The sequence below is a fragment of the Kitasatospora viridis genome, from assembly GCF_007829815.1.
Lineage (GTDB): Bacteria > Actinomycetota > Actinomycetes > Streptomycetales > Streptomycetaceae > Kitasatospora > Kitasatospora viridis.
Genome location: NZ_VIWT01000001.1, coordinates 4058980 through 4076437 on the forward strand (window position 1 = coordinate 4058980; position 17458 = coordinate 4076437).

The window sequence follows — 17458 nt, forward strand, 5'->3', positions numbered from 1 at the left end:
GACGAGAAGTGGGGAGTAGCGGTCATGACCAGCAGGCGGCCGGTACGGGGCGTGGCCGCCCTGGCAGCGGGGGCCTTGGTGTGGGGCCTGTCGGCCGCTCCGGCCTCGGCCGACACCATTCGGGACCAGCAGTGGGCGTTGCAGGCGTACAACGCGCCGACCAAGGTGTGGCCGATCAGCCAGGGGGATGGGGTCACGATTGCGGTGATCGACACCGGGGTCGAGGGGGACCACCAGGACCTGACGGGTCAGGTGCTGCCGGGGGCCGATTTCTCGGGTGAGCAGAGCAACGGTCAGATCGACACTGATGGTCACGGGACGGCTATGGCGAGCTTGATTGCCGGCCACGGCCACGGTGATCAAGCGGGTGTGATGGGCCTCGCTCCCAAGGCGAAGATCCTTCCGGTGCGGGTTGCACTTCGCGATCCCGACAACTTCTCCGCAGGTCCTGATCTGAAGTTCTCCGACGCATTGCGGTACGCGGTCGACCACGGGGCGAAGGTGGTCAACATGTCCTTCGGTGGTGCCATGCGGACCGATCGTGACGCGCGGGCTGCTGTCCAGTACGCGCTTTCCCGGGACGTGGTGCTGGTCGCGAGCACCGGAAACCTCGGGACCGACTACATCGACTACCCCGCTGCCTTTCCCGGCATCGTCGCCGTCGGTGCGATCGACCGCATGGGCAACCTCTGGCCCAAGTCCGACACCGGCCCGGAGACCACCCTCGTCGCGCCAGGTGTGGACATCCGCGACGCCGGCAGCAAGACCACCTCCGACTACGGCTATGCCGACGGCACCTCCGACGCCACCGCCTACGTCTCCGCCATCGCCGCCCTGGTCCGCTCCAAGTACCCCAACCTGACGGCCGGTCAGGTGATCCGCCGCATGATCACGAGTGCCGCGGCGCCCCCCGACGGCAGCACGGTGCCCAACGCCCGCTACGGCTACGGCATCGCCTCCCCGTCCAAGTCGCTGGCCGACAACCCCGCCGTGGACAACGGGCCCAAGGACAATCCGCTGCTGACCCGGGTCGAGTCGCAGGGCGCCCCGGACACCAGCGTGGCCGTGCCGGTGCCGGCGGCGGCGAGCAGTGGCAAGGACAGCGGCTTGACGTTGTGGCTCTACGTGGCCGCCGGTGTGGTCGTCCTGCTGATCGCGGCCGGGGTGACCTTCCTGGTCCGTCGAGCAGCCTCATGACCACCCTCGCCCCCGACTGCCACAGCTGTGCCCGTACCGCCGAGTTGGACGCCCTGCCGTCCCGGGAGCGGGTGGCGGTGGACGCGCACTGGCGGGTGGCGCACGCGTTCGGTGCGGGGGTGCTGGGGTGGCTGGTGCTGCTGCCGCGCCGGCACGTGGTGAGCGTGGCCGAGTTGACCGACGAGGAGGCGGCGGGCCTGGGGGTGTGGCAGGTGCGGTTGTCGCGGGCGCTGGTGGCCGAGACGGGCTGCGCGAAGGTGTACGTGGCGCAGTTCGCCGAGGCGCCGGGCTTCGGCCACGTGCACTTCCATCTGATCCCCAGGGCGGTGGAGTTGGCGCCCGAGCACCGTGGTCCGCGGGTCTTCGGGTTGCTCGGCGACGGTGCCGGGGTGCCGTCGGAGCCGGAGCGTGACGCTTTCGCCGACCGCCTGCGGGCCCGGCTGGGCGGCTGACCGTCAGTGCTCGTCCGACCGGTCGATCGGGGGCTCCTGACAACCGGTCGGACGAGCACTAGGGTCGTGATCATGTCTGAAGCCACGTCACCCGCGTCACCCGCGCCAGCCGCGTCGTTCACCGGCCTGCACCACGTCCAGCTGTCGATCCCGCCGGGGGCGGAGCCGCTCTGCCGGGAGTTCTGGGGCGGGGTGCTCGGGATGACCGAGGTGGCGAAGCCGCCGGTGCTGGCGGCGCGTGGCGGCTGCTGGTTCCGGGGCGGCGGCCTGGAGGTGCACCTGGGGGTGGAGCAGGACTTCGCGGCGGCCCGCAGGGCGCACCCGGGGATCCTGGTGGCGGGGCTGCGGGCGCTCGGCGAGCGGCTGGAGGCGCACGGCCACGAGGTGGTGTGGGACGGCGACTTCCCCGGCTACGACCGCTTCCACACCCAGGACAAGCTGGGCAACCGGCTGGAGTTCCTCGAACCGAACGGGACCCGGTGAGCACGTGAGCACCTTCGCGCCCGCGCCGCCGGAGCCGCTGCCGGCGGACCTGTTCGACCCGGCCATGCTGCCGAACCCGGTGCCGATCCGGCTGGGCGACAAGTGGGCCTGGTTCGTGCTGCGCTGCCTGGAGCCGGGGCCGCGCCGGTTCTCCGAACTGCGGGTTCCGCTGCACTGGGTCACGCCCAAGGTGCTGACCGCCACCCTGCGGTCACTGGAGCGGGACGGGCTGCTGACCCGGACCGTGTTCGAGGAGAACCCGCCCCGCGTGCTGTACGAGCTGACGCCGCTGGGCCGCTCGATGTTCGGCCCGATGGACGCGGTCTGCGCCTGGGCCGCCGAGAACCTGGAGCCGCTGCTGGCGGCCCGGGCGGCCCGGGCGGAGGAGATCGGGCCGGAGTCGGTCTGAGAGGAGAACCCCCGTTGCCCCCGTGACCTGCTGTGGTGCAACTGTGCTGCGAGAGCAGTGCAAGTGTGGTTCAAGTGCGGTGCGGTGCAACGAGCCCCGGCGGTCAGACGACCAGTTCGCGGGCTTCCAGGTAAGTCCGTACCACTGCCATGCCGTAGACCGGCTGGATCAGCTGCTGACCCTTGAAGAACGGCCGGGCGGGTGCGAACCCGGCCGCGACGAGCATTTCGCGGATCTCTGCTATCTCCGCCTCGGAGCGGGCCGTGAAGCGAACCTCCCAGCCCTTCTTGTACGTCGAACCCCGCTCTCCGGCCCGTCGGGCGGGGTCTGGCCGCCGGACGTATCCGGGCAGCCGGCCCAGGCGCAGCTGGGCCGCGCTAAGACCTGATGTTTCGTCATATCGCATGCCCTGATGGTAGGCAATGCGCGTGGGCCGCTTGGTGCGAGGGAGGAATCCCGCCGAGTGTCCCGGATCACATCAGGGGCGGACGGGGTTTCAGACCGCCGCCGCGCGGGCACGGTCCCGCTCCGCGCCGAGCGCCCGGACGGCGGTCCGCTGGGAGAAGGCGAGCATGGCGACGGTGACGGCGGCCATCACGACGGCGAAGACGGCGTGTCCGGCGACACCGTTGACGGCCACGCCGACGGCGGACAGCGCGCCGTGCGCCCCGATCCGCAGCACCACCAGCCCGATGGCGATCATCCGGGTCCGCTTGCCCCGCCAGAGCGCGCGGGCCAGCTTGAGCCGGCGGCGCAGCACGGTGAGCGAGAGCGTGATGTTGACCGCGACCAGCAGCAGGACGACCGGCCAGGCGGCGGGGAAGGCCTTGAGCAGGTCGTAGGTGGCGGCGAAGACCGCCTCGAAGCCGAAGTACCAGGCGGGCAGCCGCAGCTCGTCGAGGTTCTCGGGCAGCGCGGCCAGGTGCTCGGGCAGCTCGACCCCGCCGGCCTGCCCCTCGACCCCGGTGGCGGCCTGCGGCTCGCCGATGGTCTCGTCGACGGTCTCGCTGGTGCGCTCGCTGATGCTCTCGGTCATGGTCATCGTTCTGGTCCCCGTCCTCGCCGGCCCCGCGCCCCTCGCCCCGCCGGTAGTGGAAATTCTGCTCGGACGGCGGCGGGTCGGGCAGGGCAGCCCATCACCGGTCGCACATGACGGATGTCATGGGCCGCCCGGGGGCGAGGCATGACTGATCGTCTGATGCAAGGCCAATACGCCCAATTACTCCGAATGAGCGAGGGTATGGAGACTTTAGTGCGGGGACGTCCCGGTTTGACGACGGTTCCGTAACGGTGCGTCAGTGCATGACTCCGGCGACCGGGTGACGGGGGAGTGTTGTCGCATGAGCTACCAGACGCCCTCCGCCGCCCTGTCCCTCGAAGAACTGTCCCGCCGTCAGCAGAACGTGATCACCGCAAGTCAGCTGCGCGCCCGGGGAGTTCCGTCCCGCGTGGTGAGCGAGCACTGCCGCCGGGGCGGGCCGTGGCAGCGCCTGCTGCCCCGGGTGTACCTGCTGCAGACCGGCACCCCGACCCCCGAGCAGCGGATGTGGGCCGCCCTGCTCTACGCGGCGCAGAACGGCCGGGAGGAGACGAGCGCCGGCGCCGGTGCGGTGATCACCGGCGCGGCGGCCCTCGCGCTCTACGGCTTCGCCGGTGTGCCCAGGCTGCCCGCGGTCACCGGGGTGCAGGTGCTGGTGCCCCGTCAGCGCCGGCTGCGGGACGCCGGCGAGGTGCGGATCCAGCGCACCGCCCGGGAGCTGCGCGCCACCGACGTGCACGGGCTGGCCTGCGCGCCGGTGCCCCGCGCGGTGGCGGACGCGCTGCGCGAGTGGACCGACGGCGGGGTGCTGGACGCCGGGCTGCTCGGCGCCGGGGTGCTCCGCTCGGTGCTGCGCGAGGCGGTGGCGCCGGACGGCCCGGCCGGGGCGCCCGCCTGCACGCCGGCCGAGCTGGTGGCCGAGCTGCGGGAGGCCGAACTGCTCGGCGAGCCGCGGATCCGGGCGGCGGTGGACGAGCTGCTGGCCGCCGAGCGGGACGCGGTGCTCGGCGCTCTGCTGGACCTGGCGGCGGCCGAGCTGCTGCCGCTGCCGCTGGTCGGCCCGGAGCTGCGGATGCGCGGCGGCACCTTCGTCGCGGTGCCGGACGTCTACTGGCCCGAGCAGGGCGTGGCGGTCGAGCTGGACTCGGCGCTGCGCTGCGTCAGCGAGGGCGAGGAGGCCTGGGTGCGGGCCGGCCAGCACCGGATGGAGTACCTGGGGGTGCGGGTGGTGCACCTGACCGGGGCGCGGCTGGCGGCCGACGAGGCCGGGGTGGCCGAGCAGCTGCGCGAGGCGCTGGCCGACGGCGGCACCGACCTGGTCGAGCTGCTGCTCACCGAGGGCTGACCCCTGACCACCTGACCGCTAGACCACCCGACTACCTGACCACCCGACAGCCTGACTGTCCGTCAGGCCCCGTCGACCCAGTCCCGTCGACCCAGTCCCGTCACCCCAGCACCGGCTCCCCGCTCAGCTCCACGCCGGCCGCCCGCAGCTGCTCCAGCGCGGCGGCCGTGGTCCCGGCCGCGACGCCCGCCGTCAGGTCGAGCAGCACCCGGGTGGCGAACCCCTCCCGCACCGCGTCCAGCGCGGTGGCCCGCACGCAGTGGTCGGTGGCGATGCCGACCAGGTCCACCGCGTCGATCCCGCGCTCCCGCAGCCAGGCGGCGAGCGTCTCCCCGTGCTCGTCGAACCCCTCGAACCCGCTGTAGGCGGCCGCGTGGGCGCCCTTGGAGAAGACCGCCTCGATCGCCCCGGAGGTGACGGAGGGGGCGAAGTTGGGGTGGAAGCCGACCCCCTCGGTGCCGGCCACGCAGTGCGGCGGCCAGGTGTTCTCGAAGTCCGGCGCGGCCGAGAAGTGCTCGCCCGGGTCCAGGTGGTGGTCCCGGGTGGCGATCACGTGCCGGTACGCGCCGTGCTCGGTGGCGATCCACTCGGTGATCGCGGCCGCCACCTCGGCGCCGCCGGTGACGGGCAGGCTCCCGCCCTCGCAGAAGTCGTTCTGCACATCGATGACGATCAGGGCCCGGGACATGGCGTGCTTCCTCGTGGTTTTGACGGTGGTGCCGGCGGCTCGGCCTCGACGGCCTGGGGAGTGTGGCCACTCTAGGGAGTACCGGTGGAGGGGGGAAGGGGCGACCCGCGGCTGCCGTCCCCTGTGCGGCAGCCGCGGGAGTCCGACGCCCTACCCGAGGACGAGCTCGGTGGGCAGCACCGGCTCGCCGCGGGAGAGCTGGGTGGCGGAGAGCGGCAGTCCGGCCACGGCCCGCCGGTGGCGTTCCCGGACGGCGGCCAGCGGCTCCCGGCCGACCGGCTCGCCGCCGCGCACCAGCGGCACCTGGAGCAGCCGGTCGGCCAGCTCCGCGGGCACCTCGCCGGTGCCGACCACCTCGGCCTCGGCCACCCCGTCGGCGTCGAGCCGGCGGGCCGCCCACTTGCGCCCGCCCAGGCTGCTCTTGGCCCCGGCGGAGCGCTTGGCCACCGGCACCAGCGGCGCGTCCGGGTCGGCCGAGGCGGCCCGGGCGACCAGCTTGTAGACCATCGCGCAGGTCGGGTGCCCGCTGCCGGTGACCAGGCTGGTGCCCACCCCGTAGCCGTCCACCGGCGCGGCGGCGAGCGCGGCGATGGCGTACTCGTCCAGGTCGGAGGTGACGATGATCCGGGTCTGCCGGGCGCCCAGGTCGTCGAGTTGGCGGCGGACCCGGTGGGCCAGCAGGGTCAGGTCGCCGGAGTCGATCCGCACCGCGCCCAGCTCGGGCCCGGCCACCTCGACGGCGGTGCGGACCGCCTCGGCCAGGTCGTAGGTGTCGACCAGGAGGGTGGTCCCGGTGCCCATCGAGGCGATCTGGGCGGTGAAGGCGTCCTTCTCGGTGTCGTGCAGCAGGGTGAAGGCGTGCGCGGCGGTGCCGGTGGTCGGGATGCCGTGCGAGAAGCCGGCCTGCAGGTCGGAGGTGGCGGCGAAGCCGGCGACGTAGGCCGCCCGGGCGGCGGCCACCGCGGCGCTCTCGTGCGCCCGCCGGGCCCCCATCTCGATGCACGGCCGCTCCCCTGCGGCGGCCGTCATCCGGGAGGCCGCGGCGGCCACCGCGGAGTCGAAGTTGAGGATGGAGAGGATCACCGTCTCCAGGATCACCGCCTCCGCGAAGCTGCCCTCGACGGTCAGCAGCGGGGAGCCGGGGAAGTAGACCTCGCCCTCCGGGTAGCCGGTGACGTCGCCGGTGAAGCGGTAGTCGGCGAGCCAGCGCAGGGTCGGCTCGTCCACCACCCGCTGGTCCGCGAGCCAGTCCAACTGGGCGGTGTCGAAGCGGAAGTTCGCGATCGCGTCGAGTACCCGTCCGGTGCCGGCCAGCACGCCGTAGCGGCGCCCGTCGGGCAGCCGGCGGGTGAAGACCTCGAAGACCGAGCGCCGGTGCGCGGCGCCGCTGCGCAGCGCGGCCTGCAGCATGGTCAACTCGTAGCGGTCGGTGAGCAGCGCCGTGGAGGCGGCAGCCGACAGGGTGGGCGCGACGGAGGGTCCCGCCGCCATTGCCTTGGCGTCCATGAGGATGATGCTACTACCACTTAGCGTCAGTTTGACGATTTGTGCGGCCGAACGCCGGGTCGGGATCGCTCCCGGGTCCCTCGGATGGCAGCATGGGAGGTCAGAGAGTCCCTGACCGCACCCCCTTGTGAGGAGAGCCCGCCGTGAGTGTCGCGCCGGCCGAGATCGAACGCCCCGAGGCCGAGAGCCTCCCGGTGGCGGAGCCGGACACGCCGTGGGTCACGATCGTCCACAACGATCCGGTCAACCTGATGAGTTACGTGCTCTACGTGTTCCAGGCCTACTTCGGCTACCCGAAGGAGAAGGCCCGCAAGCTGATGATGGACGTGCACACCCGGGGCCGCGCGGTGGTCTCCAGCGGCACCCGCGAGGAGATGGAGCGGGACGTCCAGGCGATGCACGGCTACGGCCTGTGGGCCACCCTGCAGCACGACTGACAGACTCTCACCCCACTCCGATCGATCGACGACCGATCGACGACAGATCGACAGAGAAGCGAACCGGGACGGTAGTTGCACTGATGGCTGGGATGTTCGAGCGGACCCGAGAAGGCGGCACGGCGATCGCACTCGACGAGGTGGAGGCCGACATCCTCCGCTCGCTGGAAGTGCAGATGCTGGAGCTCATCGGCCCCGGCCCGGTCGACGAGCCCGACCAGGACCCGCTGGCCGCGCTCTTCGCCGAGGGCCCCACCGAGGCCCCGGCCGACCCGGCACTGGCCCGGCTCTTCCCCGACGCCTACGGCGAGCCCGGCGAGTCGGCCGACGCACAGACCAAGGCCTTCGCCGGCGAGTTCCGCCGCTACACCGAGCTGGACCTGCGGGCCCGCAAGCGTGAGGACGCGCTGCACGTGGTCCGCGCACTCGACAGCCTGGGCGGCAGGGGCGGGGTGCTGGAGCCGACCGGCGAGGAGCGGATGCGCTGGCTCGGCGCGCTCAACGACCTGCGGCTGACCATGGGAGTGCGGCTGGAGGTCGTTGAGGAGGACGAGGGCGGGCTCTACCAACTCCCCGACGGCGACGAGCGCAAGCCCTTGGTGATGGCCTACCTCTGGCTCGGCGCGATGCAGGAGTCGCTGCTGGAGGCGATGGCCGGCTGAGGCCCTCGGGGGCGGCGAACGGCTGCCCCTATCCTGGCCGCATGCTCACCATCACCCGAGAACTGCGCGACGCGATCGTCGCCCACGCCCGCGCCGACCACCCGGACGAGGCCTGCGGGGTGGTCGCCGGACCGGCCGGCACCGACCGCCCGGAGCGGTTCATCCCGATGCTGAACGCGGCCCGCTCGCCCACCTTCTACGAGTTCGACTCGCAGGACCTGCTGAAGCTCTACCGCGACATGGACGACCGGGACGAGGAGCCGGTGGTGGTCTACCACTCGCACACCGCCACCGAGGCCTACCCCTCGCGCACCGACGTCAGCTACGCCTCCGAGCCCAACGCGCACTACGTGCTGGTGTCCACGGCGGAGGGCACCGGGCCGGAGGACCCCTACCAGTTCCGCTCGTTCCGAATCGTGGACGGTGTGATCACCGAGGAGGACGTGACGGTCGTCGAGGCCTGAGCGGCTGGTCGGCGGGCCGATCAGCCGGCCCGCCGGCCCCTCGGGCTCCATTCGGACGACCGGGGAGTCCCAGATGCCGACACGAAAGCTTCCGAACAGTGAGACGGGCATGGAGGATCCGGGCCGGGAATCTATACGATGAGCCCATGCGTTCCGTCGATGTGAGCATCCAGGCCCCGGGCATCCGCCTCGTGGCGCGCCTGCACATCGATCTGTGCCGGCACGCCGCGGCCATCTGTCGCGACGCCTGAGCCGCCGCCGCCCGACCACCGGGCAGCCGGCACCGCGCCCGCCCCACCCCAACCCCGTCGCGCCGCGCGCCTGCGGCCCCACCACGACCTGCCCAGGAGCACCGCCATGGCCATCGAGGTCCGCATCCCGACCATCCTCCGCAGCTACACCGACGGCGCCAAGGCCGTCGACGGCGCCGGCGCCAGCCTCGGCGAGCTGATCGCCGACCTGGATGTCCGTCACCCGGGCATCGCCGCCCGCCTGCTGGACAACGGTGAGCTGCGCCGCTTCGTCAACGTCTACCTGAACGACGAGGACGTCCGCTTCCTGGAGGGCATCGGCACCGGCCTCAAGGACGGCGACAGCGTCACGATCCTCCCGGCCGTGGCCGGCGGCTCGAAGTAATGCGCTACGACAGCCCGATCGAAGCCGTCGGCAACACCCCGCTGGTCCGGCTGCCCCGGCTCTCCGCGGCGATCCCCGGCAACGAGTCGGGCCAGGTGTCGCTCTGGGCCAAGCTGGAGGACCGCAACCCGACCGGCTCGATCAAGGACCGCCCGGCCCTGCACATGATCGAGCGGGCCGAGGCGGCCGGCCGGCTCACCCCGGGCTGCACCGTGCTGGAGCCCACCAGCGGCAACACCGGCATCTCGCTCGCCATGGCGGCCAAGCTCAAGGGCTACCGGATGGTGTGCGTGATGCCGGAGAACACCAGCGAGGAGCGGCGCGAGCTGCTCCGGATGTGGGGCGCCGAGATCATCTCCTCGCCCGCCGCCGGCGGCTCCAACACCGCGGTGCGGGTGGCCAAGGAGCTGGCCGCCGAGCACCCGGACTGGGTGATGCTCTACCAGTACGGCAACCCGGACAACGCCGGCGCGCACTACGCCGGCACCGGCCCGGAGATCCTCGCCGACCTGCCCACCGTCACCCACTTCGTGGCCGGCCTCGGCACCACCGGCACCCTGATGGGCGTCGGCCGGTACCTGCGCGAGAAGGTGCCGGGCGTGAAGATCGTGGCCGCCGAACCGCGCTACGACGACCTGGTCTACGGCCTGCGCAACCTCGACGAGGGCTTCGTGCCCGAGCTCTACGACGCCGAGGTGCTCACCACCCGGTTCAGCGTCGGCTCCGCCGACTCGGTGCGGCGCACCCGCGAGCTGCTCGCCGAGGAGGGCATCTTCGCCGGTGTCTCCACCGGCGCCATCCTGCACGCGGCGCTCGGCGCCGGCCGCCGCGCCGCCGAGGCGGGCGAGCGGGCCGACATCGTCTTCGTGGTGCCGGACGGCGGCTGGAAGTACCTGTCCACCGGCATCTACACCGCCGAGACCACCGAGCAGGCGGTCGAGGCGCTGCGCGGCCAGCTCTGGGCCTGATCAGGCTTCAGTCGACGCACCGTCAACGGGCCCGTACCGCACGCTCGGTACGGGCCCAGGTCGTCGCGTCCAACACGCCGACCCGGCGGCGGAAGTGCGCCAGCGGCACCTCGCGCAGTTCGTGCGTCTCCAGCCAGCTGGCCCGGCCCTGGCGGTCGCCCACCGCGCCCGGCGGCAGCGCCAGCACCCCCGGCAGCTCGGCGTGGTGCTTGCTGGTGATCTTGGCGACGGTGGCCGTCCGCCCGCGCACCGCCAGCACCAGGCAGGGCCGGTCCTTGCTCCCCGAGACCTCTTCGAACGGCACCTCGGCCCACCAGATCTCCCGCGGTGCGGGGGAGCCCGCCCGGGGCGCGCCGACCGGGGCGGGCCGCGGCCGTTCGGTGGTCCGGGAGCGGCAGCCGAGCAGCACCACCAGGGCGAGCAGCACCAGCACCGCGAGGCCGAGCAGCGGATAGGTCGCGTGATTCATGTGCTGACCGTACCGGTGTGACAGTTGAGCATTTATCCGTTCCCGGCTGCCGCTTCGTCACAGAACCACCACTGCGCCCGCCGCGCCCCGGGAGTCGGCGCCCGCACCGATTGGCTGGTCGTGCACCACCCCTGATCGAGCCTCGCCGCCCCGGAGGTCCCCGATGAGCCAGTCCAGCGCCGACGCGTGGTCCTACCCCGAGATCGCCCGCCACATCGGAGTGCAGCCCGACACCGTGCGCAGCTACCGGCGCCACGGGCTGCTGCCCGAACCCGACTTCGTGGACGCCGGCGGGCATCCGCGCTGGTACCCGGAGCGGATCCGGGAGTGGGCCAGGCGCCGCCCCGGGCACCGCTGAGCGCCGCCGGCCCCGGGCCGGAAACCGGCCGGAAACCAGCCGGAGCACGGGCGGTGGCCGCACGCCGCTCCGTTCTGGTGATTCCAGCCACAGCCCGGCACGGGGACGGGGGCAAAGTGCCGCCGCACCCTTACCCTCGACACACGACCGCTGCCACTACCCGCCGGTGCGACCCGGCGGTAACCGGCATGCGCGGGCCTGGATCCGGCGGAGGGGCACGGGATGGAACTGACTGTGGTGGGCTGCTCCGGGAGCTTTCCGTCGCCGGAATCCGCCTGCTCCAGCTACCTGGTCGAGGCCGACGGCTTCCGGCTGGTCCTGGACCTGGGCAACGGCGCGCTCGGCGCGCTGCAGAACCACATCGGCCTCTACGACGTGGACGCCATCGCACTCAGCCACCTGCACGCCGACCACTGCATCGACCTGTGCGCCTACTGGGTCGCCCGCAACTACCGGCTGGAGGGCTGCCCCGAGCTGCTGCCGGTCTACGGCCCCGCCGACACGCCCGGCCGGCTGGCCCGCGCCTACGACATGCCCGAGGTCCCCGGGATGACCGAGGTCTTCGATTTCCGCACGCTGCCCGCCGGCCCGTTCGAGCTCGGCCCGCTGCGGGTCACCGCGGTCCGGGTCAACCACCCGGTGGAGGCCTACGCCTTCCGGATCGAGCACGGCGGCCGCTCGCTGGTCTACTCCGGCGACACCGGGGAGAGCCCCGAGCTGGTGGCCCTCGCGCGCGACTGCGACCTGCTGCTCTGCGAGGCCGCCTACACCGACGGCAAGGAGACCTACCGGGCCGTCCACCTGAACGGCCGGGAGGCCGGCGAGCACGCCGCGGCCGCCGGTGCCCGGCGCCTGGTGCTCACCCACATCCCCCCGTGGACCGATCCGCAGCGCAACCTGCACGACGCCCGGCTGGCCTTCCCGGGGCCGGTGGAGCTGGCCGAGGCCGGCGCGGTGTACCGGATCTGAGCGGCGCGACACGGCGAAGGGCCCGTCCGAACCGATCGGACGGGCCCTTCGCCGTGTGGTGCCGTGGGGTCAGGCCTTGGTGATGTCGTCGATCTCGTCCTCGGGCTCGCGGCCCGGGGTGGGGAGGTTGAACTTGGTGATCGCGAAGCGGAAGACCACGTAGTAGACGACCGCGAAGCAGAGCCCGATCGGGATGATCAGCCAGGGCTTGGTGGCGAAGTGCCAGTTGAAGACGTAGTCGATCGCGCCGGCGGAGAAGGTGAAGCCGTCGTGCACGCCGAGCGCCCAGGTGATCATCATCGAGAGCGCCGTCAGCACCGCGTGCACCGCGTACAGCAGCGGGGCGATGAAGAGGAAGGAGAACTCGATCGGCTCGGTGATGCCGGTCATGAACGAGGTCAGGGCCAGCGACATCATCATGCCCATCACGGCCTTGCGGCGCTCCGGGCGGGCGCAGTGCGCGATCGCCAGGGCGGCGGCCGGCAGGCCGAACATCATCACCGGGAAGAAGCCGCCCATGAACTGGCCGGCCGTCGGGTCGCCGCCGAAGAAGCGGTTGAGGTCGCCGTGGAAGACGGTGCCCGAGTGGTCGGTGTAGGTGCCGGCCTGCTGCCAGAAGAAGGTGTTGGCGAACTGGTGCATGCCGACCGGCAGCAGGCCGCGGTTGATCAGGCCGAAGATGCCGGAGCCGACGGCGCCCAGGCCGATCGCCCAGTTGCTGAAGTGGTCCAGGGCGGAGCCGACCGGGCCCCAGGCCAGGCCGAACACGATGCCGGCGATGGTGCCGACGAAGGCCATGATCAGCGGCACCAGGCGGCGGCCGTTGAAGAAGCCCAGCCAGTCCGGGAGCTTGGTGCGGTAGTACCGCTGCCAGAGCACGGCGGCCAGCAGGCCGATCACCACACCGCCCAGCACGCCCGGGTCCTGCGGCTTGCCGGCCGGGGTGGCGGCGGTGACCGTGCCGGCCATCGGGAAGACGGTCAGCACCTTGCTGAAGACCAGGTAGCCGACCAGCGCGGCCAGCGCGGTGGAGCCGTCGGCCTTCTTCGCCAGGCCGATCGCGATGCCGACGCAGAACAGCAGCGGCATGTTGTCGAAGACGGCGTGGCCGGCGGCCGCGAAGGTGGCGACCAGCTTGGCCGGCAGGTGCAGCTTCTGCTGCACGTCGGTCTGCCCGAGGCGCAGCAGGATGCCGGCGGCCGGCAGCACGGCGATCGGGAGCTGGAGGCTGCGGCCGATCTTCTGCAGGCTCTGCAGGGTGCTCTGGCCGACCTTCTTCAGCGGGGACGGCGAGGGCGCCGTTGCCTGCGCTGTCGTACTCATGGGGGTGGTTCCTCACGCCATGGCGTACCGGGCGGGGTGCGGGCCGGGGGCCGGTACGCGAACTGGTCTACACCACTAGTGGTGTAGACCAGTTTTGTAGCACGCTGCGAGAGGGGCTGGAAGGGCCGATAGCCCCGCAGGTCGGAAGCGCTATGAAATCGAAACCTTGTTGAGGATTGACGATCATCGTTACCCGCGGTGACCGCGCTCCGCAGTCATCCGTGTCGGATCGGGCAACCGATCCGGCGGGATCCGGGTCAGGCCTTGGTCAGGTCCTCCACGTCCTCCTCCGGCTCACGACCGGGAGTGAGCAGGTTGAACTTCGTGATCATGAACCGGAAGAGCGCGTAGTACACCACCGCGAAGCAGAGCCCGATCGGGATGATCAACCAGGGTTTGGTGGCCAGGGTCCAGTTGATCAGATAGTCGATCAGGCCCGCCGAGAAACTGAAGCCGTCGTGCACTCCCAGCCCCCAGGTGATGCCCATTGAGGCACCGGTCAGCAGCGCGTGCGCCACGTAGAGCAGCGGCGCGACGTAGAGGAACGAGTACTCGATCGGCTCGGTGACCCCGGTCACGAAACTGGTCAGCGCGACCGAGGTCATCAGGCCGTAGATCTCCTTGCGCCGGTGCGGCTTGGCGCAGTGCGCGATCGCCAGCGCGGCCGCCGGCAGCGCGAACATCATGATCGGGAAGAAGCCCGAGGTGAACTGGCCCGCCGTCGGGTCGCCGTGCAGGAAGCGCGGGATGTCGCCGGTCCAGGTGTTGCCCTCCGGATCCTTGTACGTGCCGTACTGGAACCAGACGAAGGTGTTCAGGAACTGGTGCATGCCGATCACCAGCAGCGCGCGGTTCGCCACACCGAAGATCGCCGAGCCGAGCGAGCCCAGCCCCGACAGCCAGTCGCTGAAGTGCACCAGCCCGCGCCCGATCGGCGGCCAGATCCACAGGCCCAGCACCGCGAAGATGATCCCCACCAGTGCCATGATCATCGGCACCAGCCGGCGCCCGTTGAAGAAGCCCAGCCAGTCCGGCAGTTTGGTGCGATGGAACCTGACCCAGAGCCAGGCCGTGCTCAGGCCCAGCAGGATCCCACCGAACACCCCCGGGTTCTGGTACGAGGGCGGATCGGTCGGCGGCTTCACCGGGAACTGCTTGAGGATGTTGTAGTAGACCAGGAAGCCCGCCACCGCGGCCAGCGCGGTCGAACCGTCCGCCTTCTTGGCCATCCCGATCGCCACCCCGATGCAGAACAGCAGCGGCAGGCCGAGCATCGGGTCCAGCAGCGCCCCGCCCGCACCCGCCAGCACCTTGGCCACGTCCGGCCAGTCGGCGATCTTCCCCTTCGGCCCGAAGATGTCCGGCTGGCCGAGCCGGTTCAGGATGCCGGCCGCCGGCAGCACCGCCACCGGGAGCTGGAGCGAGCGACCCATCTTCTGCAGGCCGCCGTAGAACGTGTGCCACCACTGCTTCTCGGGGAGTGCGGCGCTCGCTGAACTCATCCTCGTCCTTCCGCGGCAGGCCGTCCGGGCGCGAGCGGGAACGTCAGGGCCGGTCGGCGCGTTTTTGGAAGTGCCGCCACATTGGTGTAGACCAGTTGTGGTACAGCCGACGCGCCGCGGATCGGAACCCCACTCACCGTCATCCTGGGAGGAAGATCCACACGGCGCTCGCGGTGCTGAGCCGAAAGAGGACCGACGTGGCGGAACACCCGGAACCGGGCGATCCTGGTCGCGCCGGAGCAGGGCGAACTGAGCCCGCGTCACCCACCGGCTCCGCACGGCACACCGCAGGACGGCCCCCGGCAAGGCAGCCGGAGAGCCGAGACAGAGGGAGAAAGACCATGGCCAGCAAGGCTGAGAAGATCGTCGCCGGTCTCGGCGGAATCGACAACATCGAAGAGGTCGAGGGCTGCATCACCCGCCTGCGGACCGAGGTCAAGGACCCCTCCCTCATCGACGAGGCCGCCCTCAAGGCCGCCGGCGCCCACGGCGTGGTCAAGATGGGCACCGCGATCCAGGTCGTCATCGGCACCGACGCCGACCCGATCGCCGCCGAGATCGAAGACATGATGTAGCACCGCCCAGCCTCCCGAGGGCCCGCACCGGTCGCCGGTGACGGGCCCTCAGGATGTCCGCCCGGGCCCGCCGGAACGACTACGCTCAGGCGCTATGTCACGCATCGACGGCCGCACCGCCGACCAGCTCCGCCCGATCACCATCGAACGCGGCTGGAGCAAGCACGCTGAAGGCTCCGTCCTCGTCTCCTACGGGGACACCAAGGTGCTCTGCACCGCCAGCGTCACCGAAGGCGTCCCGCGCTGGCGCAAGGGCAGCGGCGAAGGCTGGGTCACCGCCGAGTACGCCATGCTGCCGCGCGCCACCAACACCCGCGGCGACCGCGAATCCGTCCGCGGCAAGATCGGCGGCCGCACCCACGAGATCAGCCGGCTGATCGGCCGCTCGCTGCGCGCCGTCGTCGACCACCGCGCCCTCGCCGAGAACACCATCGTGCTCGACTGCGACGTGCTCCAGGCCGACGGCGGCACCCGCACCGCCGCCATCACCGGCGCCTACGTCGCCCTCGTCGACGCCGTCGCCTGGGCCCGCGGCAAGAACCTGCTGCGCGCCAAGGGCCAGCCGATCACCGGCGGCGTCAGCGCCGTCAGCGTCGGCATCATCGACGGCGTCCCGATGCTCGACCTCTGCTACCAGGAGGACGTCCGGGCCGAGACCGACATGAACATCGTCTGCACCGCCGACGGCCGCTTCGTCGAGGTCCAGGGCACCGCCGAGGGCGCGCCGTTCGACCGCGCGCTGCTCGACCAGCTGCTCGACCTCGGCACCCTCGGCTGCGCCGAGCTGGACGCCGTGCAGCGCAAGGCGCTCGAACTCTGAGCCGGCAGTGACCAGGGGCTGACCAGGGGATTTTCGTCCGATGGGCTGTACAGCGCGGGGCACCGGACCGTAGCGTTCCGCCAACAGCCCACCGGACCCCCGAGGAGCGTCCGCGATGAACGCCGGCATCAACCGCCCCACCGCACTCGCCGTGGCCGCCCTGTTCGTCGTCCTCCCGCTCAGCACCATCAGCTGCGCCAACGTCAAACAGGCCGCAGGCTGCGGCAGCAACGCCGCCACCGTCGGCTCCGACCTCAACCAGCTCAACGACGCCGGCCAGGACCCCGCCGCCGCCGGCCGCGCCCTGGCCAAGCTCAAGGGCGACCTCGACCGGATCGGCGGCGGCACCGGCGGCACCAACGGCGCCGACACCCGAAAGGCCGTCAGCGACCTGCGCGCCCAGGCCGACCGGGCCCAGCAGTCCGTCAACGCGGGCAAGGTGCCCGACCTCAGCCCGCTCGGCGACGCGGCCGTCACCCTCACCAAGGCCTGCGCGAGCTGACCGCACCCCGGGGTCGGCGATACTGGGGAGCCATGAGCACCCCCCGACGCCTGATCCTCGCCACCCGCAACCAGCACAAGGTCGCCGAACTGCACGCCATCCTCGGCGACGCCGGCCTGGACGTCGAACTGGTCGGCGCCGACGCCTACCCCGAGATCCCCGACGTCCCCGAGACCGGCGTCACCTTCGCCGAGAACGCGCTGCTCAAGGCGCACGCCCTGGCCCGCGCCACCGGCCTGCCCGCCATCGCCGACGACTCCGGCCTGTGCGTGGACGTGCTCGGCGGCGCGCCCGGCATCTTCTCCGCCCGCTGGTCCGGCAAGCACGGCGACGACCTGGCCAACCTCGACCTGCTGCTCGCCCAGCTCCGCGACATCGCCCCCGAGCACCGCGCCGCCCACTTCGCCTGCGCCGCCGCCCTCGCCCTCCCCGACGGCACCGAGCGCGTCACCGAGGGCCGCCTGCTCGGCACCCTGCGCACCGCCCCCGCCGGCACCAACGGCTTCGGCTACGACCCGATCCTGGAACCCCTGGGCGAGACCCGCACCTGCGCCGAACTGACGGCCGAGGAGAAGAACGCGATCAGCCACCGCGGCAAGGCCTTCCGGGCACTGGCACCGGTGGTGCGGGAGCTGTTGGGCTGAGGATGCTTCG

24 protein-coding genes are annotated in these 17458 nt (G+C 71.9%); 17 read left to right on the forward strand and 7 right to left on the reverse strand.

What is annotated here, in order from left to right:
• The first annotated feature begins 24 nt into the window (after positions 1–24).
• The 4 genes from FHX73_RS18150 to FHX73_RS18165 all read left to right on the forward strand — a co-directional run bounded on the left by FHX73_RS18150 (position 25) and on the right by FHX73_RS18165 (position 2541).
• On the forward strand, positions 25–1197 hold the full coding sequence (locus tag FHX73_RS18150; RefSeq protein ID WP_145905988.1) for a S8 family serine peptidase: 1173 nt from the start codon (positions 25–27) through the stop codon (positions 1195–1197).
• A complete protein-coding gene (locus tag FHX73_RS18155; protein ID WP_145905989.1) occupies positions 1194–1649 on the forward strand; it encodes an HIT family protein in 456 nt (151 codons plus the stop codon). Before FHX73_RS18150 ends, FHX73_RS18155 begins: the two co-directional genes overlap by 4 nt.
• 72 nt (positions 1650–1721) lie before the next feature.
• Positions 1722–2132: a VOC family protein gene (locus tag FHX73_RS18160; RefSeq protein ID WP_145905990.1), complete on the forward strand. Its 411-nt coding sequence runs from the start codon at positions 1722–1724 to the stop codon at positions 2130–2132.
• Between the two features lie 64 nt (positions 2133–2196).
• Positions 2197–2541, forward strand: a complete 345-nt coding sequence (locus tag FHX73_RS18165) for a winged helix-turn-helix transcriptional regulator (RefSeq protein ID WP_145908365.1) — start codon at positions 2197–2199, stop codon at positions 2539–2541.
• A gap of 103 nt (positions 2542–2644) precedes the next feature.
• On the opposite strand, the gene FHX73_RS18170 is transcribed toward FHX73_RS18165, so the two are convergent.
• Together FHX73_RS18170 and FHX73_RS18175 are read right to left on the reverse strand one after the other, a co-directional pair.
• Positions 2645–2947 carry a hypothetical protein gene (locus tag FHX73_RS18170; protein WP_145905991.1) on the reverse strand — a complete coding sequence of 101 codons (303 nt, stop codon included), beginning with the start codon at positions 2945–2947 and terminating at the stop codon, positions 2645–2647.
• 90 nt (positions 2948–3037) lie between these two features.
• Positions 3038–3577 carry a hypothetical protein gene (locus FHX73_RS18175; protein WP_246213584.1) on the reverse strand — a complete coding sequence of 180 codons (540 nt, stop codon included), beginning with the start codon at positions 3575–3577 and terminating at the stop codon, positions 3038–3040.
• A gap of 304 nt (positions 3578–3881) precedes the next feature.
• Here FHX73_RS18175 and FHX73_RS18180 point away from each other — a divergent pair, with 304 nt between their 5' ends.
• Entirely contained in the window at positions 3882–4925 is a 1044-nt protein-coding gene (locus FHX73_RS18180) for a hypothetical protein (RefSeq protein ID WP_145905992.1), read from the forward strand.
• Positions 4926–5025: 100 nt separating this feature from the next.
• On the opposite strand, the gene FHX73_RS18185 is transcribed toward FHX73_RS18180, so the two are convergent.
• Positions 5026–5613, reverse strand: a complete 588-nt coding sequence (locus tag FHX73_RS18185; protein ID WP_145905993.1) for an isochorismatase family protein — start codon at positions 5611–5613, stop codon at positions 5026–5028.
• A 150-nt stretch (positions 5614–5763) separates the two neighbouring features.
• Positions 5764–7119: a nicotinate phosphoribosyltransferase gene (locus tag FHX73_RS18190; protein WP_246213585.1), complete on the reverse strand. Its 1356-nt coding sequence runs from the start codon at positions 7117–7119 to the stop codon at positions 5764–5766.
• Between the two features lie 143 nt (positions 7120–7262).
• Here FHX73_RS18190 and clpS point away from each other — a divergent pair, with 143 nt between their 5' ends.
• The 6 genes from clpS to FHX73_RS18215 all read left to right on the forward strand — a co-directional run bounded on the left by clpS (position 7263) and on the right by FHX73_RS18215 (position 10286).
• Positions 7263–7556, forward strand: coding sequence for an ATP-dependent Clp protease adapter ClpS (clpS, locus tag FHX73_RS18195; protein ID WP_035848862.1), 294 nt, complete (start codon positions 7263–7265; stop codon positions 7554–7556).
• Positions 7557–7639: 83 nt separating this feature from the next.
• Positions 7640–8218 (forward strand): DUF2017 domain-containing protein, encoded by a 579-nt coding sequence (locus tag FHX73_RS18200; protein ID WP_145905994.1) that lies wholly within the window; start codon positions 7640–7642, stop codon positions 8216–8218.
• 41 nt (positions 8219–8259) lie between these two features.
• Complete coding sequence (locus FHX73_RS18205; RefSeq protein ID WP_145905995.1) at positions 8260–8682, forward strand: M67 family metallopeptidase; 423 nt, start codon at positions 8260–8262, stop codon at positions 8680–8682.
• A gap of 146 nt (positions 8683–8828) precedes the next feature.
• On the forward strand, positions 8829–8933 hold the full coding sequence (locus tag FHX73_RS47520) for a putative leader peptide (RefSeq protein ID WP_342795305.1): 105 nt from the start codon (positions 8829–8831) through the stop codon (positions 8931–8933).
• Positions 8934–9039: 106 nt separating this feature from the next.
• Positions 9040–9318 (forward strand): MoaD/ThiS family protein, encoded by a 279-nt coding sequence (locus tag FHX73_RS18210; RefSeq protein WP_145905996.1) that lies wholly within the window; start codon positions 9040–9042, stop codon positions 9316–9318.
• Positions 9318–10286 (forward strand): PLP-dependent cysteine synthase family protein, encoded by a 969-nt coding sequence (locus FHX73_RS18215; RefSeq protein ID WP_145905997.1) that lies wholly within the window; start codon positions 9318–9320, stop codon positions 10284–10286. Before FHX73_RS18210 ends, FHX73_RS18215 begins: the two co-directional genes overlap by 1 nt.
• Before the next feature lie 22 nt (positions 10287–10308).
• Here FHX73_RS18215 and FHX73_RS18220 read toward each other — a convergent pair whose 3' ends face one another.
• On the reverse strand, positions 10309–10755 hold the full coding sequence (locus tag FHX73_RS18220; RefSeq protein ID WP_145905998.1) for a type II toxin-antitoxin system PemK/MazF family toxin: 447 nt from the start codon (positions 10753–10755) through the stop codon (positions 10309–10311).
• 163 nt (positions 10756–10918) lie between these two features.
• On the opposite strand from FHX73_RS18220, the gene FHX73_RS18225 reads away from it, so the two are divergent.
• Positions 10919–11113, forward strand: coding sequence for a MerR family transcriptional regulator (locus tag FHX73_RS18225; RefSeq protein WP_145905999.1), 195 nt, complete (start codon positions 10919–10921; stop codon positions 11111–11113).
• Positions 11114–11335: 222 nt separating this feature from the next.
• Positions 11336–12082, forward strand: a complete 747-nt coding sequence (locus FHX73_RS18230) for an MBL fold metallo-hydrolase (protein WP_145906000.1) — start codon at positions 11336–11338, stop codon at positions 12080–12082.
• 69 nt (positions 12083–12151) lie between these two features.
• Here the strand turns inward: FHX73_RS18230 and FHX73_RS18235 are convergent, their stop codons facing one another.
• Entirely contained in the window at positions 12152–13405 is a 1254-nt protein-coding gene (locus FHX73_RS18235) for a PTS transporter subunit EIIC (RefSeq protein WP_145906001.1), read from the reverse strand.
• A gap of 257 nt (positions 13406–13662) precedes the next feature.
• On the reverse strand, positions 13663–14907 hold the full coding sequence (locus tag FHX73_RS18240; RefSeq protein ID WP_145906002.1) for a PTS transporter subunit EIIC: 1245 nt from the start codon (positions 14905–14907) through the stop codon (positions 13663–13665).
• A gap of 197 nt (positions 14908–15104) precedes the next feature.
• Here FHX73_RS18240 and FHX73_RS47225 point away from each other — a divergent pair, with 197 nt between their 5' ends.
• The 4 genes from FHX73_RS47225 (at position 15105) to rdgB (ending at position 17448) form a co-directional block, all read left to right on the forward strand.
• Entirely contained in the window at positions 15105–15482 is a 378-nt protein-coding gene (locus FHX73_RS47225; protein WP_281292687.1) for a PTS sugar transporter subunit IIB, read from the forward strand.
• A 94-nt stretch (positions 15483–15576) separates the two neighbouring features.
• Complete coding sequence (gene rph, locus FHX73_RS18250) at positions 15577–16302, forward strand: ribonuclease PH (RefSeq protein ID WP_145906004.1); 726 nt, start codon at positions 15577–15579, stop codon at positions 16300–16302.
• 115 nt (positions 16303–16417) lie between these two features.
• Positions 16418–16804 carry a hypothetical protein gene (locus FHX73_RS18255; protein WP_145906005.1) on the forward strand — a complete coding sequence of 129 codons (387 nt, stop codon included), beginning with the start codon at positions 16418–16420 and terminating at the stop codon, positions 16802–16804.
• A 32-nt stretch (positions 16805–16836) separates the two neighbouring features.
• A complete protein-coding gene (gene rdgB / locus FHX73_RS18260) occupies positions 16837–17448 on the forward strand; it encodes an RdgB/HAM1 family non-canonical purine NTP pyrophosphatase (RefSeq protein WP_145906006.1) in 612 nt (203 codons plus the stop codon).
• Positions 17449–17458: the final 10 nt, after the last annotated feature.

What these genes read in the sequence shown, in the direction of transcription:
- FHX73_RS18150 (WP_145905988.1), top strand. Translation starts at nt 25, where the DNA reads ATGACCAGCAGGCGGCCGGTACGGGGCGTGGCCGCCCTGGCAGCGGGG.
- FHX73_RS18155 (WP_145905989.1), top strand. Translation starts at nt 1,194, where the DNA reads ATGACCACCCTCGCCCCCGACTGCCACAGCTGTGCCCGTACCGCCGAG.
- FHX73_RS18160 (WP_145905990.1), top strand. Translation starts at nt 1,722, where the DNA reads ATGTCTGAAGCCACGTCACCCGCGTCACCCGCGCCAGCCGCGTCGTTC.
- FHX73_RS18165 (WP_145908365.1), top strand. Translation starts at nt 2,197, where the DNA reads ATGCTGCCGAACCCGGTGCCGATCCGGCTGGGCGACAAGTGGGCCTGG.
- FHX73_RS18170 (WP_145905991.1), bottom strand. Translation starts at nt 2,947, where the DNA reads ATGCGATATGACGAAACATCAGGTCTTAGCGCGGCCCAGCTGCGCCTG.
- FHX73_RS18175 (WP_246213584.1), bottom strand. Translation starts at nt 3,577, where the DNA reads ATGACCGAGAGCATCAGCGAGCGCACCAGCGAGACCGTCGACGAGACC.
- FHX73_RS18180 (WP_145905992.1), top strand. Translation starts at nt 3,882, where the DNA reads ATGAGCTACCAGACGCCCTCCGCCGCCCTGTCCCTCGAAGAACTGTCC.
- FHX73_RS18185 (WP_145905993.1), bottom strand. Translation starts at nt 5,613, where the DNA reads ATGTCCCGGGCCCTGATCGTCATCGATGTGCAGAACGACTTCTGCGAG.
- FHX73_RS18190 (WP_246213585.1), bottom strand. Translation starts at nt 7,119, where the DNA reads ATGGACGCCAAGGCAATGGCGGCGGGACCCTCCGTCGCGCCCACCCTG.
- FHX73_RS18200 (WP_145905994.1), top strand. Translation starts at nt 7,640, where the DNA reads ATGGCTGGGATGTTCGAGCGGACCCGAGAAGGCGGCACGGCGATCGCA.
- FHX73_RS18205 (WP_145905995.1), top strand. Translation starts at nt 8,260, where the DNA reads ATGCTCACCATCACCCGAGAACTGCGCGACGCGATCGTCGCCCACGCC.
- FHX73_RS47520 (WP_342795305.1), top strand. Translation starts at nt 8,829, where the DNA reads ATGCGTTCCGTCGATGTGAGCATCCAGGCCCCGGGCATCCGCCTCGTG.
- FHX73_RS18210 (WP_145905996.1), top strand. Translation starts at nt 9,040, where the DNA reads ATGGCCATCGAGGTCCGCATCCCGACCATCCTCCGCAGCTACACCGAC.
- FHX73_RS18215 (WP_145905997.1), top strand. Translation starts at nt 9,318, where the DNA reads ATGCGCTACGACAGCCCGATCGAAGCCGTCGGCAACACCCCGCTGGTC.
- FHX73_RS18220 (WP_145905998.1), bottom strand. Translation starts at nt 10,755, where the DNA reads ATGAATCACGCGACCTATCCGCTGCTCGGCCTCGCGGTGCTGGTGCTG.
- FHX73_RS18225 (WP_145905999.1), top strand. Translation starts at nt 10,919, where the DNA reads ATGAGCCAGTCCAGCGCCGACGCGTGGTCCTACCCCGAGATCGCCCGC.
- FHX73_RS18230 (WP_145906000.1), top strand. Translation starts at nt 11,336, where the DNA reads ATGGAACTGACTGTGGTGGGCTGCTCCGGGAGCTTTCCGTCGCCGGAA.
- FHX73_RS18235 (WP_145906001.1), bottom strand. Translation starts at nt 13,405, where the DNA reads ATGAGTACGACAGCGCAGGCAACGGCGCCCTCGCCGTCCCCGCTGAAG.
- FHX73_RS18240 (WP_145906002.1), bottom strand. Translation starts at nt 14,907, where the DNA reads ATGAGTTCAGCGAGCGCCGCACTCCCCGAGAAGCAGTGGTGGCACACG.
- rph (WP_145906004.1), top strand. Translation starts at nt 15,577, where the DNA reads ATGTCACGCATCGACGGCCGCACCGCCGACCAGCTCCGCCCGATCACC.
- FHX73_RS18255 (WP_145906005.1), top strand. Translation starts at nt 16,418, where the DNA reads ATGAACGCCGGCATCAACCGCCCCACCGCACTCGCCGTGGCCGCCCTG.
- rdgB (WP_145906006.1), top strand. Translation starts at nt 16,837, where the DNA reads ATGAGCACCCCCCGACGCCTGATCCTCGCCACCCGCAACCAGCACAAG.